General features: G+C 52.7%; 22 protein-coding genes. 9 read left to right on the forward strand and 13 right to left on the reverse strand.

Going from position 1 to position 16,238, the window contains the following annotated elements:
• The first annotated feature begins 5 nt into the window (after window positions 1-5).
• Both elbB and mtgA read left to right on the forward strand, forming a co-directional pair.
• Window positions 6-659 carry an isoprenoid biosynthesis glyoxalase ElbB gene (gene elbB / locus N0B36_RS16265; RefSeq protein ID WP_047358524.1) on the forward strand — a complete coding sequence of 218 codons (654 nt, stop codon included), beginning with the start codon at window positions 6-8 and terminating at the stop codon, window positions 657-659.
• Complete coding sequence (gene mtgA, locus N0B36_RS16270; protein ID WP_259688638.1) at window positions 656-1,375, forward strand: monofunctional biosynthetic peptidoglycan transglycosylase; 720 nt, start codon at window positions 656-658, stop codon at window positions 1,373-1,375. The genes elbB and mtgA overlap by 4 nt, the downstream gene beginning before the upstream one ends.
• Window positions 1,376-1,473: 98 nt before the next feature.
• On the opposite strand, the gene npr is transcribed toward mtgA, so the two are convergent.
• The 11 genes from npr to N0B36_RS16325 form a co-directional block, all read right to left on the reverse strand.
• Entirely contained in the window at window positions 1,474-1,746 is a 273-nt protein-coding gene (gene npr, locus N0B36_RS16275; RefSeq protein ID WP_003828770.1) for a PTS phosphocarrier protein NPr, read from the reverse strand.
• Window positions 1,743-2,597 (reverse strand): RNase adapter RapZ, encoded by an 855-nt coding sequence (gene rapZ, locus N0B36_RS16280; protein WP_003025085.1) that lies wholly within the window; start codon window positions 2,595-2,597, stop codon window positions 1,743-1,745. The genes npr and rapZ overlap by 4 nt, the downstream gene beginning before the upstream one ends.
• Window positions 2,598-2,642: 45 nt before the next feature.
• On the reverse strand, window positions 2,643-3,134 hold the full coding sequence (ptsN, locus tag N0B36_RS16285) for a PTS IIA-like nitrogen regulatory protein PtsN (RefSeq protein WP_016154690.1): 492 nt from the start codon (window positions 3,132-3,134) through the stop codon (window positions 2,643-2,645).
• An 83-nt stretch (window positions 3,135-3,217) separates the two neighbouring features.
• Window positions 3,218-3,505: a ribosome hibernation promoting factor gene (gene hpf / locus N0B36_RS16290; RefSeq protein WP_003025078.1), complete on the reverse strand. Its 288-nt coding sequence runs from the start codon at window positions 3,503-3,505 to the stop codon at window positions 3,218-3,220.
• A 22-nt stretch (window positions 3,506-3,527) separates the two neighbouring features.
• Complete coding sequence (rpoN, locus tag N0B36_RS16295; protein ID WP_047499743.1) at window positions 3,528-4,961, reverse strand: RNA polymerase factor sigma-54; 1,434 nt, start codon at window positions 4,959-4,961, stop codon at window positions 3,528-3,530.
• A 46-nt stretch (window positions 4,962-5,007) separates the two neighbouring features.
• Entirely contained in the window at window positions 5,008-5,733 is a 726-nt protein-coding gene (lptB, locus tag N0B36_RS16300; protein ID WP_003025073.1) for an LPS export ABC transporter ATP-binding protein, read from the reverse strand.
• Window positions 5,734-5,739: 6 nt separating this feature from the next.
• The gene (gene lptA / locus N0B36_RS16305) at window positions 5,740-6,288 is read right to left on the reverse strand and encodes a lipopolysaccharide ABC transporter substrate-binding protein LptA (RefSeq protein ID WP_047358523.1); all 549 of its coding nucleotides are present in this window, start codon (window positions 6,286-6,288) and stop codon (window positions 5,740-5,742) included.
• A complete protein-coding gene (gene lptC, locus N0B36_RS16310) occupies window positions 6,257-6,832 on the reverse strand; it encodes an LPS export ABC transporter periplasmic protein LptC (RefSeq protein WP_047358522.1) in 576 nt (191 codons plus the stop codon). The genes lptA and lptC overlap by 32 nt, the downstream gene beginning before the upstream one ends.
• A complete protein-coding gene (gene kdsC, locus N0B36_RS16315) occupies window positions 6,829-7,395 on the reverse strand; it encodes a 3-deoxy-manno-octulosonate-8-phosphatase KdsC (protein WP_046276014.1) in 567 nt (188 codons plus the stop codon). Before kdsC ends, lptC begins: the two co-directional genes overlap by 4 nt.
• A gap of 20 nt (window positions 7,396-7,415) precedes the next feature.
• Window positions 7,416-8,402 (reverse strand): arabinose-5-phosphate isomerase KdsD, encoded by a 987-nt coding sequence (kdsD, locus tag N0B36_RS16320; protein WP_016154685.1) that lies wholly within the window; start codon window positions 8,400-8,402, stop codon window positions 7,416-7,418.
• 13 nt (window positions 8,403-8,415) lie between these two features.
• A complete protein-coding gene (locus N0B36_RS16325) occupies window positions 8,416-9,393 on the reverse strand; it encodes a calcium/sodium antiporter (protein WP_016154684.1) in 978 nt (325 codons plus the stop codon).
• Window positions 9,394-9,607: 214 nt separating this feature from the next.
• On the opposite strand from N0B36_RS16325, the gene mlaF reads away from it, so the two are divergent.
• The 7 genes from mlaF to murA all read left to right on the forward strand — a co-directional run bounded on the left by mlaF (window position 9,608) and on the right by murA (window position 14,456).
• Window positions 9,608-10,420, forward strand: coding sequence for a phospholipid ABC transporter ATP-binding protein MlaF (gene mlaF, locus N0B36_RS16330; RefSeq protein WP_016154683.1), 813 nt, complete (start codon window positions 9,608-9,610; stop codon window positions 10,418-10,420).
• 7 nt (window positions 10,421-10,427) lie between these two features.
• The gene (gene mlaE / locus N0B36_RS16335) at window positions 10,428-11,210 is read left to right on the forward strand and encodes a lipid asymmetry maintenance ABC transporter permease subunit MlaE (protein WP_003025053.1); all 783 of its coding nucleotides are present in this window, start codon (window positions 10,428-10,430) and stop codon (window positions 11,208-11,210) included.
• 4 nt (window positions 11,211-11,214) lie between these two features.
• Window positions 11,215-11,772, forward strand: a complete 558-nt coding sequence (gene mlaD / locus N0B36_RS16340; protein WP_016154682.1) for an outer membrane lipid asymmetry maintenance protein MlaD — start codon at window positions 11,215-11,217, stop codon at window positions 11,770-11,772.
• An 18-nt stretch (window positions 11,773-11,790) separates the two neighbouring features.
• Window positions 11,791-12,426 (forward strand): phospholipid-binding protein MlaC, encoded by a 636-nt coding sequence (gene mlaC, locus N0B36_RS16345; protein WP_016154681.1) that lies wholly within the window; start codon window positions 11,791-11,793, stop codon window positions 12,424-12,426.
• Window positions 12,426-12,719, forward strand: a complete 294-nt coding sequence (gene mlaB / locus N0B36_RS16350; protein ID WP_016154680.1) for a lipid asymmetry maintenance protein MlaB — start codon at window positions 12,426-12,428, stop codon at window positions 12,717-12,719. The genes mlaC and mlaB overlap by 1 nt, the downstream gene beginning before the upstream one ends.
• Window positions 12,720-12,888: 169 nt before the next feature.
• The gene (gene ibaG, locus N0B36_RS16355; protein WP_003025040.1) at window positions 12,889-13,143 is read left to right on the forward strand and encodes a BolA family iron metabolism protein IbaG; all 255 of its coding nucleotides are present in this window, start codon (window positions 12,889-12,891) and stop codon (window positions 13,141-13,143) included.
• A gap of 53 nt (window positions 13,144-13,196) precedes the next feature.
• Entirely contained in the window at window positions 13,197-14,456 is a 1,260-nt protein-coding gene (murA, locus tag N0B36_RS16360; RefSeq protein WP_216403756.1) for a UDP-N-acetylglucosamine 1-carboxyvinyltransferase, read from the forward strand.
• 59 nt (window positions 14,457-14,515) lie between these two features.
• Here murA and sfsB read toward each other — a convergent pair whose 3' ends face one another.
• Together sfsB and ispB are read right to left on the reverse strand one after the other, a co-directional pair.
• Window positions 14,516-14,800 (reverse strand): DNA-binding transcriptional regulator SfsB, encoded by a 285-nt coding sequence (gene sfsB, locus N0B36_RS16365; RefSeq protein WP_016154679.1) that lies wholly within the window; start codon window positions 14,798-14,800, stop codon window positions 14,516-14,518.
• 224 nt (window positions 14,801-15,024) lie between these two features.
• Window positions 15,025-15,996 (reverse strand): octaprenyl diphosphate synthase, encoded by a 972-nt coding sequence (ispB, locus tag N0B36_RS16370; RefSeq protein WP_019077785.1) that lies wholly within the window; start codon window positions 15,994-15,996, stop codon window positions 15,025-15,027.
• Between the last annotated feature and the right edge of the window lie 242 nt (window positions 15,997-16,238).

A 16,238-nucleotide genomic window follows, 5' to 3' on the forward strand; every position in this document is an offset into this window, starting at 1 on the left:
TCACGATGAAAAAAGTGGGTGTAGTGCTCAGCGGATGCGGCGTGTATGACGGCGCAGAGATCCATGAAACTGTTCTCACGCTTCTGGCGATTGCCCGCAACGGTGCTCAGGCCGTCTGTTTCGCACCGGATAAACAACAAGCGGATGTGATTAATCATCTGACCGGCGAGCCGATGCAGGAAACGCGTAATGTGCTGATTGAAGCCGCCCGTATAACACGCGGTGATATTCGCCCACTTGCTCAGGCAGTCTCAACGGAACTGGATGCGTTGATCGTGCCAGGCGGGTTTGGCGCGGCCAAAAATCTGAGCAATTTTGCCAGCCAGGGCAGTGAGTGCCGGGTTGATAGCGACTTAGCTGCGCTGGCGGTGGCTATGCATCAGGCGGGTAAGCCGCTGGGATTTATGTGCATTGCGCCTGCCATGTTACCTAAAATTTTTGACTTTCCGCTGCGTCTGACCATCGGTACTGATATTGATACGGCAGAGGTGCTGGAAGTGATGGGCGCTGAGCATGTGCCTTGTCCGGTTGATGACATTGTCGTTGATGAAGACAACAAAATCGTCACTACTCCCGCCTATATGCTGGCGCAGGACATCGCTCAGGCCGCGAGTGGTATCGATAAACTGGTATCACGTGTGCTGGTGCTGGCTGAATGAGAAAAGGAGTTACCGCCTTTCTGCGACGTATCTTTCTGCGGGCGGTCGTTGTCCTCGCCGTATTCTGGGGCGGGGGCATCGTACTTTTCAGCGTGATGCCAGTCCCTTTCTCTGCCGTGATGGTCGAGCGGCAACTGAGCGCATGGCTGTCCGGTGATTTCGGTTATGTGGCGCACTCAGACTGGGTGAGCATGGATGAGATCTCACCGTGGATGGGACTGGCGGTGATCGCCGCGGAGGACCAGAAGTTTCCCGAGCACTGGGGATTCGATGTTTCCGCCATAGAGAAAGCGCTGGCGCACAACGAACGTAATGAAAACCGTATTCGCGGGGCGTCGACGTTATCGCAACAGACGGCAAAAAACCTCTTTCTGTGGGATGGACGTAGCTGGGTGCGTAAAGGTCTCGAAGCCGGGCTAACGCTGGGTATGGAAACCGTCTGGAGCAAGAAGCGTATTCTGACCGTTTACCTGAATATTGCTGAGTTTGGTGATGGGGTTTTCGGCGTGGAGGCAGCGGCGCAGCGCTATTTCCATAAGCCAGCCAGTCGGCTGAGTCTGTCTGAAGCGGCCTTGCTGGCGGCGGTATTACCCAATCCTTTGCGTTTTAAAGCGAATGCGCCTTCTGGTTATGTACGTAGCCGTCAGGCGTGGATTATGCGCCAAATGCGCCAGCTAGGCGGTGAGTCGTTTATGCGGGAAAATAAGCTGTATTAACGGGTTTATTGCCGGATACGGCGTAAATGCTTTATCCGGCCTACGGGAGTGTGACGTTGCCGTGTAGGCCTGATGAGCGCAGCGCTTCAGGTACTCGACTAATCTTCATCAAACCCTGAATTAAACAGGGCAATCACCGCTGCCAGGGCTTCCACTTCCTGTGGACCCGTGGCTTCAACTTCTATCTGACGCCCTTTGGCGGAATCCAGCATCAGCAGAGCGATAACACTGTTTGCCTCGGCTTCCGTTCCTTCATCATTACGCAGCAAAACTTCTGCTTCAAAACCCTGCATCAATTCAAACAGTTTCATGGCTGGGCGAGCATGCATACCCAGCTTATTCGTGATTTCAACGGTTTGCTTCACGGTCATGATTTACGTTTTTCCAGCGTACGATGGCGTGACTGTACGTTTTTACCGCGTGAGCGGAAGTAGTCTGCCAGCTGCTCTGCAATATACACCGAACGGTGTTTCCCGCCGGTACAGCCGATAGCTACGGTGAGGTAGCTGCGGTTGTTGGTCTCCAGCATGGGTAACCATAGCTCAAGATAGCTGCGAGTCTGGTAGATAAAATTGTGTACTTCTGTGTGCCTGTCAAGGAAGGCGGCAACGGGGCGGTCAAGACCGGTCATCGGGCGCAGCTTCGGATCCCAGTGCGGGTTAGGCAGGAAGCGCACGTCAAAGACGTAATCCGCGTCAATTGGGATACCGTGTTTGAAACCAAAGGATTCGAATACCATCGTCAACTCGCGTTCACGCTTGCCCAGCAGGCGAGTACGCAACATTTCCGCCAGTTCATGCACGGACATTTCGGAGGTATCCACGATCAGGTCAGCACGAGAGCGCAGAGGCTCCAGCAAATCGCTTTCCTTATCGATAGCGCTCTCCAGAGATAAGTTCTTGCTGGAAAGAGGATGCAGGCGACGCGTGTCGCTGTAGCGGCGAATCAGGGTGTTACGATCGGCGTCAAGGAACAGCAACTGTGGTGAGAAGCCTTCAGGCAGATTGTTCATTGCCTGCTCGAAAATCTCTGGGGACTCAGGCATGTTGCGCACATCAATGCTGACGGCCGCAGAAATCTGGCGATCGGCCAGAGTACGAGCCAGATCGGGCAACAGCACTACGGGAAGGTTATCCACGCAGTAAAAACCCATATCTTCCAGCGCTCGCAGGGCGACAGATTTTCCTGACCCCGAACGACCGCTGACGATCATCAGTACCATGTACTGTTTCTCCTCACAACGACAAAAAAGGATGCCATTGGGTTGTTATGCTTCATCCAGTCCACCTTCGGTGTCCGTGATGATTTGATACAACTCCTGGTCACTCTGTGCTGCGCGCAGGCGGCGGCAGATGGTTTTATCGGCCAGACGTTTGGCGACCAGCGACAACGTATGCAAATGCGTCTTGGTTTGGTCTGCCGGAACCAGCAGGGCGAAAAGCAGATCGACGGGCTGATTATCAATGGCGTCGAAAGCAATAGGCGTTTCAAGTTGCACAAACACGCCAACTGCGCGCATCGTGTCTTCTTCCAGCTTTCCGTGCGGGATAGCAATTCCATTACCGATGCCGGTACTGCCCATTTTTTCACGCGTCAGAATGGCTTCAAATACCACCTGAGAGGGCAAGCTGAGCTGTTTTGCCGCCAGTTCGCTGATGATTTCCAGCGCGCGTTTCTTGCTTTGGCAGTGAACGCCAGCGCGTGTACATTCCTGGTTAAGAACATTGCTCAGTTGTAGAGTCGTATCGTTATTTGTCATAATTTCACCTAAGCGCTAACTGTACAAATGGCCCGTTGTGCTACACAACAGGCCGTCCTGCACCCGCTAACTGCCCGGACAAGTTAGTGCTGTTTCAGTTTATCTTTATGTTTTGTTAACTGCCGAGCCAGTTTATCAATTAAACCGTCAATGGCGGCGTACATATCCTGACCTTCCGCGCTGGCATGAATTTCGCCACCGTTCACATGCAGTGTTGCATCCGAGATATGTGTCACCTTCTCCACTTTCAACACAATATAGACCTGATTAATCCGGTCGAAATATTGTTCTAGCTTGGCGAATTTTGTATTAACAAAATCGCGTAAGGCTTCAGTGATTTCGACGTTGTTTCCAGTGATGTTGAGCTGCATAGTGTCTTCCTTATCGGTTGGGTCAGACCAGCTGTTTGCGCTGGTTCGACGGCGGAATGGATAAAGACTCTCGGTACTTCGCAACAGTGCGGCGTGCCACCATGATACCCTGTTCTGACAGCATAGAGGTTAACTTGCTGTCACTCAGCGGTTTCGCGGGGTTTTCCGCAGCAATTAATTTCTTCACCAGCGCACGTATAGCTGTGGATGAGGCTTCGCCTCCGCCTTCAGTGTTAACGTGACTGGAAAAGAAATACTTCAATTCAAAAATGCCGCGCGGACTGTGCAGATACTTTTGCGTGGTCACTCGGGAAATGGTCGATTCGTGCATCTCGACGGCCTGGGCGATATCCGCCAGCACCATCGGTTTCATAAACTCTTCGCCTTGATCAAAGAAGGCTTGCTGCTGTTCAACGATACAGCGACTGACGCGCAGCAGCGTATCATTGCGACTTTCCAGGCTTTTAATCAGCCACTTTGCATCCTGCAGATTGCTACGAATAAACTGGCTGTCAGCGTCGTTGCGCGCGCTGTTGCACATGGCGGCGTAGTGCTGGTTAATCTGCAGCCGTGGAATGCTGTCGCCGTTGAGTTCGACCACCCAGCGATCGTTATGCTTACGCACCAGTACATCCGGAATAACGTATTCTGGCTCCCCGGTCTGGATAGACTGCCCAGGTCTGGGGTCCAGGGACTGAATAAGATTGACGGCTTCTTTCAGCACATCTTCTTTCAGCCGGGTTACGCGCATCAGCGTGCGGAAGTCATGGTTGGCTAACAGATCGAGGTGATCGCTGATGATCAGGCGCGCTTCTTCCAGCCACGGCGTGGCTTTATCAAACTGTGAAAGTTGGATCAGTAAGCAGTCGCGGAGATCTTTGGCCGCCACGCCCACGGGATCAAAACGCTGAATGCGTTTAAGCACGGCTTCGATTTCGTCCATACCGACGTCTTCATCGCCCATGCTTTCGAGAATATCGTCCAGGGTTACGGTGAGATAACCGGTTTCGTCTACCGCATCAACAATGGATGTCGCAATTGCGCGATCGGTATCCGAGAACGGGGTCAGCTCCACTTGCCACATCAGGTAATCCTGCAGCGATTGCGTGGTCTCACCCTGATACACAGGCAGTTCGTCGTCGATGTAATCCCCGCTGGTGCCAGAAGGCGTACCGGCGGTGTAAATTTCATCCCAACTGGCGTCAAGCGGCAGCTCCTCTGGCATCTCTTTTTGTTCGAGAGCATCTGCGGTGTCGAGGGATTCGCTGTCCTGTTTTTCCTGGGTATCAATTTCGTCGTGAAGATCGGTTTGCTCGAGCAGTGGGTTACTTTCCAGCGCTTGCTGAAGTTCTTGCTGAAGTTCCAGCGTGGACAGCTGCAACAGACGGATAGCCTGTTGTAGCTGAGGCGTCATCGCCAGTTGTTGGCTAAGCCTGAGTTGCAAACCTTGCTTCATGTTCAGAGTTGTTCTCTCCTGCGGTGACGTGAAGTCTTCTACCCTATCAGAGTCTGAAGTCTTCCCCAAGGTATACGCGTTTAACGTGCTCATCCTGCAGTATTTCTGTTGGCGTGCCATGCGCGATCAGGTGGCCCTGACTCACGATGTAGGCGCGCTCACACACTGCCAGCGTTTCGCGAACGTTATGGTCGGTAATCAGCACCCCAAGCCCGCTGTCGCGCAGGTGTTCGATGATCCGTTTGATATCAATAACGGAAATCGGGTCAACACCGGCAAACGGTTCATCCAGCAGGATAAATTTCGGATTCGCGGCCAGTGCGCGGGCGATCTCCACGCGGCGTCGTTCACCACCGGAGAGCGACTGTCCCATGCTGTCACGCAGGTGTTCGATGTGGAACTCTTCCATCAGCTCGTTGGCGCGATCTTCCCGCTGCTCGCTGGTAAGATCGTCACGAATTTGCAGCACCGCCATCAGGTTATCAAACACGCTCAGGCGACGGAAAATAGACGCTTCCTGCGGCAAGTAGCCGATGCCGCGACGCGCGCGCGCATGCAGAGGCAGCAGGCTGATGTCTTCATCATCAATGATAATGTTGCCCGCATCACGTGGGACAATGCCGACCACCATGTAAAAGGTCGTTGTCTTGCCCGCACCGTTAGGACCGAGCAGACCGACGATCTCCCCGGAGTTGACGGTCAGACTGACATCTTCCACCACACGGCGGCCCTTATAGGCTTTTGCAAGGTTCTTTGCAGTTAATGTTGCCATAACGAATCAGTTACCTTTTTTCTCTGCCGGAGCCTTGTTTTTGTCCTGCAACTGCGACGGTACCAGAACGGTGGTGACGCGTTTGCCTTTATCGCTGAAGGCCTGCATTTTCTGCTCTTTCACCAGATAGGTGATCTTATCGCCTGTGATGTTGCTATCGAGCTGTTCCAGGTAAGCCTTACCGGTGAGAACGACGAAGTCTTTCGCCAGTTCATAATGCATGTGTGAGGCGTGGCCTTTAACCGGTTTACCGTTGTCCTGCATCTGGTAAAAGGTTGCAGGATTACCATAGCCATCAATGACTTCTTTACCGTCTTCACCGCCAGGGCGGGTCACGACGACTTTATCGGCGTTAATTTTGATGGTGCCCTGAGTCACAATCACGTTGCCAGTAAAGGTCACCACGTTGCCTTGCATATCAAGAGACTGCTGGTCCGACTCAATGTGAATCGGCTGCTCGGTATCGCCGGTGACGGCGAATGCCGGGATGCTGGCGGCCAGAAGTGAGCTGGCAAGCACAAGATTAAGGCTGAGTTTGTTTGTTTTGGATTTCATATGAGGTTCTAACCTTTTCAATCAGCTCGGCGTTCTTGCTGCGTAAGTTGCCGCGCATCTTCAGTCCGCTGGAGTTAAATGTTGTGCCATATAACGTGACGAGATCATCGGAAGTGACGTCTTGTGTCACCAGGTTAATCTGTGCGTTATCGGTCGTCATTCTGCGTAGTTGAGAGTCGGGCACCAGGGCGTTGACCTCAACATGGCCGTACAGATATAGCATCCGATCGTTGGTCAATTTGGCTTTATCAGCCTTGATCGTCCAGGTCGGTACTTTATCCTTATCAAATGTGGTTAATACCGGTTGAGTAAACCACGAAACCGCTTGTTCCGAATAATATTCAACGTTTTGCGCGATCAAGTGATAGCTCAGTGCGCCTTCGGGACTATACACAACGGTATCAGTATGTTCGCTCTTATAGGTTGGCTCGTTGTTATTTACGACGACCTCAGCGGTGTCGTCTTTGTCTGCCAGATTAATACCAATCATCACAAGGACAGCCAGCGACAGTAGAATGATAACCCAACGTCTGGTTTTGCTCATATCGATTGCCCTTTGGCCTCGTCCAGTTTGCCCTGCGCCAGGAGTAATAAATCGCAGACTTCACGTACCGCGCCGCGTCCCCCATCGATGCGGGTGACATAATCGGCCCGCGGGATCAGCAAAGGATGAGCATCCGCCACCGCCACGCTTAATCCCACTTGTGCCATCACCGGCCAGTCGATCAGATCATCGCCAACGTACGCAACATTTTCAGGAGCGATCGCCAGTTTGCTAAGGAGATCGTTAAAGGCGACCAGTTTGTCTGACTGCCCCTGATACAAATGCGTGATCCCCAATGTGGCACAGCGATCTTCTACAAGTTTAGCCTTTCGTCCGGTAATAATGGCAACCTCGATACCGGAAGTGAGCGCACAGCGAATTCCGTAACCATCGCGGACGTTAAAAGCCTTCAGCTCTTCACCGTTGTTGCCCATATAAATCAGACCATCAGACAGTACGCCATCCACATCCAGGATCAGCAAACGGATGTTCTCTGCCCGGGTGATAACGTCTGTGCTGACGGGTCCATAACAGGTCGCAAGCGACGCACCTGCTTTACTCATTTTCTTTATCCTTGAGTTTCTTACACTACACCTGCACGCAGCAGATCATGCATATGTAACACACCAAGTAACCGGTCGCCATCAGCAACCATTACCGAGGTGATATGGCGGGACTGCATTAAGTTCAGGGCATCGACGGCAAGAATGCCCGGACGCACGCGAATGCCGCCAGGGGTCATCACATCGGCAATGCCTAACTGGCGAACATCAACGCCCATATCGAAGACGCGACGTAAATCGCCATCGGTGAAAATACCGTCAATCTTCATGTCATCATCGCAAATGACGGTCATGCCGAGATTTTTACGCGTGATCTCAAGTAAGGCGTCACGCAGGCTGGCGCTTTTAGTCACATGCGGGATCTCATCGCCCGTATGCATAATATCGTTAACGCGCAGTAAAAGCTTACGGCCTAGTGCGCCACCGGGATGAGATAACGCAAAATCTTCCGCGGTAAAGCCACGCGCTTTTAATAATGCCACGGCTAGCGCATCGCCCATCACCAGCGTTGCGGTCGTGCTGCTGGTCGGCGCCAGGCCTAACGGGCAAGCTTCCTTGGGCACTTTAACACACAGATGCACATCTGCCGCACGCGCCATGCTGCTTTCCGGACGACCGGTCATGCAGATAAGCGGTACATGAAGACGTTTTAACACCGGGATTAACGCCGCTATCTCATTGGATTCACCGGAGTTAGAGATGGCGATGACTACATCCTGCGGCGAGACCATGCCCAGATCGCCATGTGCGGCTTCGCCTGGATGCACGAAAAATGAGGGGGTGCCGGTGCTGGCAAATGTGGCCGCCATTTTCCGCCCGATATGTCCAGATTTCCCCATCCCCATCACTACAACTTTGCCCGGGCAACTGAATATTTTCTCGCAGGCGAGAGTAAAATTTTGGTTAATGTACTGATCAAGCTCCGCCAGGCCTTCACGTTCAATTGCCAGGACTTCCTTGCCTGCTTGCTGAAAGTCAAAACCCGGTTGCAACTCTAAGTGCGACATAATGCGTTTCCAGTTATCCAACGAGAAGTGGCGATAACCAATACAGCATCGCCAGCCATATGATAAAACCGCCGGTCAGCAGCGCACCCGCGCCGCGACCAATCTGGCGCGGACGTCGCCAGCAGAGTAGTGCAAAAATTACGCTCACCAGCAGCATGACGCTATAGTCACGGGTGAAGGCCATCGGATTGACTTCACCCGGCGTAATCAGCGCCGGCAGTCCGAGGACGATAACAATATTAAAAATGTTCGCGCCGATGATGTTGCCGACGGCAATATCGTTTTCACCTTTACGCAGACCCGCAATTGCTGTTGCCAGCTCCGGCAGGCTGGTACCAATAGCGACAACCGTCAGCCCGATGGTGAGTTCGCTCATGGCGAAGTAGTTCGCCAGTACGGTTGCGTTATCTACCACCATACGCGTTGCCATTGGCATAATAATTAGCGCAATACCCAACCACAAAAAGGCGACCGGTAACCCACCTTCGCGCGGCAGTTCCGCGATCTGCTCGCGGGTCAGGCTGTCGTTACCTTGTCGCTCAGCCAGACGGGCGATTTTAACAATGAATAACAGCCATAGCACGGCCAGAAGCAGAAGAAAGAAACCATCGCTGCGACTCAATTGCCCGTCATACAGGACCGATGCGGCTAAGATGCTTACCAGCAACATTAGCGGTAATTCACGACGCAGAACATCAGAATGCACGGTAAAAGGATGAATCAGCGCCGACAGGCCTAAAATAAGCAGAATGTTGGTAATGTTAGAGCCGATGGCGGTACCGACGGCTAAATCAAGCTGCCCGTTCATCGATGCGGCAACGGAGACAATTATCTCGGGTAACGATGTACCAATACTGACCACGGTCATCCCGATGATAATGGGGGGAATACCGAAGTTTCGACATAAAATGGATGCGGCAAATACCAGTCGGTCGGCACCGTAGACCACCAGAAGTAAACCAATTATTAACAGCGCCGTCGCTAAAAGCATCTAAAGTCCTTTCTTCAGGTATACTCGCCGGTCCACTTGAAGGATTTCTGGAAGCCGTCACGAATTCTTAATTTTGACTTTATGCGGCTAAAAAGTAAAACAAATGCCAGCTTTCGCTAACCAGGACAGGTAATAATCTGTAAATATGTTGGGTTCAGGGCTAAATTGAGCGCCAAACTCTTCGATCAACGAGGCAATAGTAAAGGATGAATCAATGGGTCAGTCTGTGGCGAATCTAATCGATATGCGCGATGTCAGCTTTTCCCGAGGCGACCGCTGCATCTTTGATAATATTTCCCTGACGGTGCCGCGTGGTAAGGTGACGGCGATCATGGGGCCATCAGGCATCGGCAAAACGACGCTGTTGCGTCTGATCGGCGGACAAATCTCCCCGGATAAGGGCGAGATCCTGTTTGACGGCGAAAATGTCCCGGCCATGTCCCGTTCGCGTTTATTTACCGTGCGTAAGCGCATGAGCATGCTATTCCAGTCTGGTGCGCTGTTTACTGATATGAATGTGTTTGACAACGTTGCATACCCGTTGCGCGAGCATACAACGCTGCCTGCGCCGCTGCTGAAAAGCACGGTAATGATGAAGCTCGAGGCCGTTGGCCTGCGGGGCGCAGCAAAATTAATGCCTTCTGAATTATCCGGTGGGATGGCGCGTCGTGCCGCGTTAGCACGTGCTATCGCGCTGGAGCCAGACCTTATTATGTTTGATGAGCCGTTCGTCGGCCAGGATCCCATCACCATGGGCGTGCTGGTGAAGCTGATTTCTGAACTGAACAGCGCGCTGGGCGTTACCTGCGTGGTGGTTTCCCATGATGTGCCAGAGGTGCTGAGTATTGCGGATTACGCCTATATTATGGCGGACAAAAAAATAGTGGCCTACGGTAGTGCTCAGGCGCTGCAAGAAAATGCCGATCCGCGTGTGCGTCAGTTCCTCGATGGCATTGCCGATGGACCGGTTCCGTTCCGTTACCCGGCGGGCGACTACCACATCGATTTACTCAAAACAGGGAGTTAAGCCACCCATGTTGTTAAATGCGCTGGCATCACTCGGACATCGGGGAATAAAAACCCTCAGGACGTTCGGGCGAGCCGGATTAATGTTGTTCAATGCAGTTGTCGGCAAGCCGGAGTTTCGCAAACATGCGCCGCTGCTGATACGCCAGCTCTATAATGTCGGTGTCTTATCGATGCTGATCATTATTGTTTCTGGCGTGTTCATCGGCATGGTGCTGGGGTTGCAGGGATACCTGGTGCTGACGACCTACAGTGCGGAAACCAGCCTCGGTATGCTGGTGGCGCTGTCATTGCTACGTGAGCTGGGGCCGGTGGTTGCGGCGCTGTTGTTTGCCGGGCGGGCCGGATCGGCCTTAACCGCAGAGATTGGCCTGATGCGGGCGACCGAGCAGCTTTCCAGCCTGGAAATGATGGCCGTCGACCCACTGCGCCGAGTGATCTCCCCGCGTTTTTGGGCCGGTGTCATTTCATTGCCGCTACTGACGATTATATTTGTCGCGGTGGGGATCTGGGGTGGGTCGTTGGTTGGCGTAAGCTGGAAAGGTATTGATGCAGGCTTTTTCTGGTCGGCTATGCAAAATGCCGTCGACTGGCGTCTGGATCTGGTCAACTGTCTGATTAAGAGCGTGGTGTTTGCCATTACGGTCACCTGGATTGCATTGTTCAATGGTTATGATGCTATCCCGACCTCTGCCGGGATTAGCCGGGCAACGACACGCACCGTAGTGCACGCCTCTCTTGCCGTTTTGGGGCTGGATTTTGTGCTGACCGCACTGATGTTTGGGAATTGAGTTCATGCAAACGAAAAAAAATGAAATTTGGGTCGGGTTATTCCTGCTGGTTGCGCTGCTGGCCGCGCTGTTTGTCTGCCTGAAGGCGGCGAACGTCACCTCAATGCGTACTGAACCGACTTATACGATTTATGCGACCTTTGATAATATCGGCGGTCTGAGAGAGCGCTCTCCGGTGCGGATTGGCGGGGTCGTGGTAGGACGCGTATCGGACATCTCGTTAGATCAGAAAACGTACCTGCCGCGCGTGACGCTGGAAATTGAATCGCGTTTTAACCATATTCCTGACACCAGTTCTCTGAGCATCCGTACTTCCGGTCTGTTGGGCGAGCAGTATCTGGCATTGAACGTAGGTTTTGAAGATCCTGAGCTGGGAACGTCTATCCTCAAAGATGGCGGTACGATTCAGGACACGAAATCTGCGATGGTGCTGGAAGATATGATTGGTCAGTTCCTTTACAACAGCAACAGTAAAGGTGATGACAATAAGAATTCTGGCGATGCGCCAGCCGCAACTGAAGGCAATAATGAAGCCACTACGCCTGCGGGCGCAACGAAATAATCTCAGGAGAATCGACGTATGTTTAAACGATTGATGATGGTGGCTATGCTGGTGATTGCTCCACTTAGCGCGGCAACCGCAGCGGACCAGACGAACCCGTACAAACTGATGGATGAGGCGGCGCAGAAGACGTTTGACCGTCTGAAGAACGAGCAACCTAAAATCCGTTCCAACCCGGATTACCTGCGTCAGGTGGTCGATCAGGAACTGCTGCCTTACGTGCAGGTTAAGTATGCAGGTGCACTGGTACTGGGCCGCTACTACAAAGATGCGACACCGGCTCAGCGTGACGCCTATTTCGCCGCATTCCGTGAATATCTGAAGCAGGCGTACGGTCAGGCGCTGGCGATGTACCACGGCCAGACCTATCAGATTGCCCCTGAGCAGCCGCTGGGAGATGCGACCATCGTGCCTATCCGCGTAACCATCATCGATCCAAACGGTCGTCCTCCGGTACGTCTGGATTTCCAGTGGCGTAAAAATTCCCAGACGGGTAACTGGCAGGCGTATGACATGATTGCTGAAGGCGTAAGTATGATCACCACCAAACAGAATGAGTGGAGCGACCTGCTGCGTACGAAAGGTATTGATGGCCTGACGGCACAGCTGAAATCTATTTCTCAGCAGAAAATCACGCTGGAAGAGAAAAAATAATGACGCAGTCACTCACCTGGATGCGTGAAGGCGACAAGCTGGTGCTGGTGGGAGAGCTGGATCAGGACGTGTTAAACCCATTATGGGATGCGCGAGTTGAGGCGATGAAAGGGGTATCCTGCATCGACCTGAACCAGATTTCCCGGGTGGATACCGGTGGTCTGGCATTACTGCTGCACCTGATTAATGAGGGCAAGCAGCAGGGGAACAGCGTTTCGCTCGCTGGCGTTAACGATAAAGTGTACACGCTGGCGCAGCTTTACAATTTGCCTGACGACGTACTTCCGCGTTAATTTTTGTAAGCCGGATAAGGTCTTGTGCCGCCATCCGGCAACTCCTCAGCGGGGGATCTGCCACTAAAGCCTTGTCTGATTTATCAGCGGGGCTTTTTGCTTATTTATGACAGCGCCACTTTGCTCTAAGATGTTGGGCTGTTTTCACTATCTGACGAATGAAGAGCCCATGGAAAATAATGAAATTCAGAGCGTGCTGATGAATGCACTCTCCCTCCAGGAAGTCCACGTTTCTGGCGACGGCAGTCACTTTCAGGTTATTGCCGTGGGTGAGATGTTTGAAGGCATGAGCCGGGTCAAGAAACAGCAATCGGTCTATGGCCCGTTGATGGAGTACATTGCGGACAACCGCATTCATGCCGTGTCGATTAAGGCGTTTACTCCAGCGGAATGGGCGCGCGATCGCAAACTTAACGGTTTTTGAGCTACGGGTGATATGCCGGTAGCGAAGATAAATTCTTAACAGAGAACAGAATAATGGATAAATTTCGTGTTCAGGGGCCAACCAAGCTCCAGGGCGAAGTCACAATTTCAGGCGCTAAAAACGCCGCGCTGCCGATCCTGTTTGCGGCGCTGCTGGCTGAAGAACCTGTAGAGATCCAGAACGTCCCGAAACTGAAGGATGTTGACACCTCAATGAAGCTGCTGAGCCAGTTGGGGGCGAAAGTTGAGCGTAATGGTTCTGTGCACATTGATGCGCGTGACGTGAACGTCTTCTGTGCGCCGTACGATCTGGTCAAAACCATGCGTGCATCCATCTGGGCGCTTGGGCCGCTGGTTGCCCGCTTTGGCCAGGGCCAGGTTTCACTGCCGGGCGGCTGTACCATCGGTGCGCGTCCGGTTGACCTGCACATTACTGGTTTGGAGCAGTTAGGCGCGACTATTAAGCTTGAAGAAGGCTATGTGAAAGCGTCCGTTGATGGCCGTCTGAAAGGCGCGCATATCGTCATGGACAAAGTGAGCGTCGGCGCGACGGTCACTATCATGTGCGCAGCAACGCTTGCCGAAGGCACTACCATCATCGAAAACGCCGCGCGTGAACCGGAGATCGTGGATACCGCGAACTTCCTGATTGCGCTGGGCGCAAAAATCACAGGCCAGGGTACCGATCGTATTACCATCGAAGGCGTTGAGCGCCTCGGCGGCGGTGTGTATCGCGTTCTGCCTGACCGCATCGAAACCGGTACTTTCCTGGTCGCAGCGGCAATTTCTCGCGGCAAAATTATCTGCCGCAATGCACAACCTGACACGCTGGATGCCGTTCTGGCGAAGCTGCGTGATGCGGGAGCGGATATTGAAGTCGGTGACGACTGGATCAGCCTGGACATGCACGGTAAACGTCCGAAAGCTGTCAATGTGCGCACAGCGCCGCACCCGGCGTTCCCTACCGATATGCAGGCCCAGTTCACGTTGCTGAACCTGGTGGCAGAAGGGACGGGTTTCATCACGGAAACCGTGTTTGAGAACCGCTTTATGCACGTGCCTGAGCTGAGCCGTATGGGCGCTCACGCAGAAATCGAAAGCAATACCGTGATTTGCCACGGCGTGGAAACGCTCTCCGGCGCACAGGTTATGGCGACCGATCTGCGCGCATCTGCAAGCCTCGTGCTGGCAGGGTGTATTGCTGAAGGTACGACGGTAGTCGATCGTATTTATCACATCGATCGCGGCTATGAGCGCATCGAAGATAAACTGCGCGCGCTGGGCGCAAACATTGAGCGCGTGAAAGGCGATTAATCGTCTACGTCTCTTGTAACCCCCAGTTCTGTGAACCGGGGGTTACTACTCATCAGTGTTCATTCAGGATTCTGTTTCTCTTTGCGTCCCCTCATCATCCGCGTTCTGTCGATAAACTCATGTGTTTTTGCATCGTGATAGCGTGACGGCCAAATCACCCACGGGTCGGTTCCCAACGATCGGGCGATAATCAACTCACCTTTTGGCCATGGGCGTGTTAACGCATTGGCCAGCGTTGATGAGCTTAATCCATTTTTACGTGATTCAGCGGCCATTGAGGTCCCTTTCTTGCGCAGTCCGGCGATGATATCGGCCGGATGCCAGTCAATCAGCTTGTTTTCCATAAACTCATCTCTCCTTTGGTTATCGACTTATGGTTCCACGATCGGTTGTGGAGATACTATAACGCCCGGAGAACGAATGTTCTAAAATGTTCATGTAAAGTGTGAGTATATTCAGAATATGCCAAATTTATGCGAAGATTGCTGGAGAGGGGGGGGAAGTATTTATTGGAATTTATAAAAGCATCCCGTGCAGGGCACGGGATGATGAAAGATGCCGCAGGGTATTAACGGTCGCGCTGTACGGCGATATGCGCCAGACCAATCAGCGCTTCTCTCCACGGCGTATCAGGCAGTACCTGCAGCGCAGCGATGGCCTTATCAGCCTCTTCTTCTGCACGTTGGCGAGTCCACTCCAGGGAACCACAGGCGTTCATCGCTTCCAGAACAGGCTCCAGAAGGTGACGGCCATTACCCTGCTCAATAGCCTGGCGGATCATTTGTGCTTGTTCAGGGGTGCCGTGGCGCATGGCATGCAGCAGCGGCAGCGTTGGTTTACCCTCGTTGAGGTCATCACCGACGTTTTTACCCAGTTGCTCGCCATCCGCGTTGTAATCCAGCAAATCGTCAATTAACTGGAAAGCGGTACCGAGATAACGGCCATAATCCTGCAACCCTTTCTCTTGTTCTTCGCTGCAACCAGCCAGAATGCCAGAGCATTGGGCAGCCGCTTCAAACAAACGCGCGGTCTTACTGTAGATAACGCGCATATAGTTTTCTTCAGTGATGTCCGGGTCGTTGACGTTCATCAACTGCAAGACTTCACCTTCGGCGATGACGTTGACCGCTTTCGACATGACTTCCAGCACTTTCAGCGAACCGAGGCTGGTCATCATCTGAAAAGCGCGGGTATAGATAAAATCGCCGACCAGCACGCTGGCCGCATTGCCAAACGCCGCATTCGCTGTGGCTTTTCCGCGGCGCATGTCGGACTCATCCACAACATCGTCGTGCAACAGGGTCGCGGTGTGAATAAACTCGATGAGGGCTGCAATCGTAACGTGCGCATTTTCCTGGTAGCCAACTGCACGCGCGGCGAGTACGGCGATCATTGGGCGAATGCGTTTTCCGCCGCCGCTAACGATGTAGTACCCCAGTTGATTGATCAGCTGCACGTCGGAATTGAGCTGTTCAAGGATTGTCGCATTGACCCCCGCCATATCTTGCGCGGTTAACTCATTGATTTTTTCTAAATTCATCGCAAAAGCCGGGCTTCTCGCCCCGATTACCTCACTGTATCGGAAGGTAACGTCGGGTTTAGGGTTATAAATATATGCTGATTGTACTGAAAAAACGCCATAGATAAACGTTACCGTACGTGTTGTGTTTTTTTTCTTCATGTATTGACGTAGCACTTGTCAAAGGCTCGCGTTTTGCGTAATATTCGCGCCCTATTGTGAATATTTATAGCGCACTCTGAATCATCAAAAAGGTGTGCGCG

The organism is Citrobacter sp. XY323 (assembly GCF_025106035.1).
GTDB lineage: Bacteria > Pseudomonadota > Gammaproteobacteria > Enterobacterales > Enterobacteriaceae > Citrobacter > Citrobacter braakii.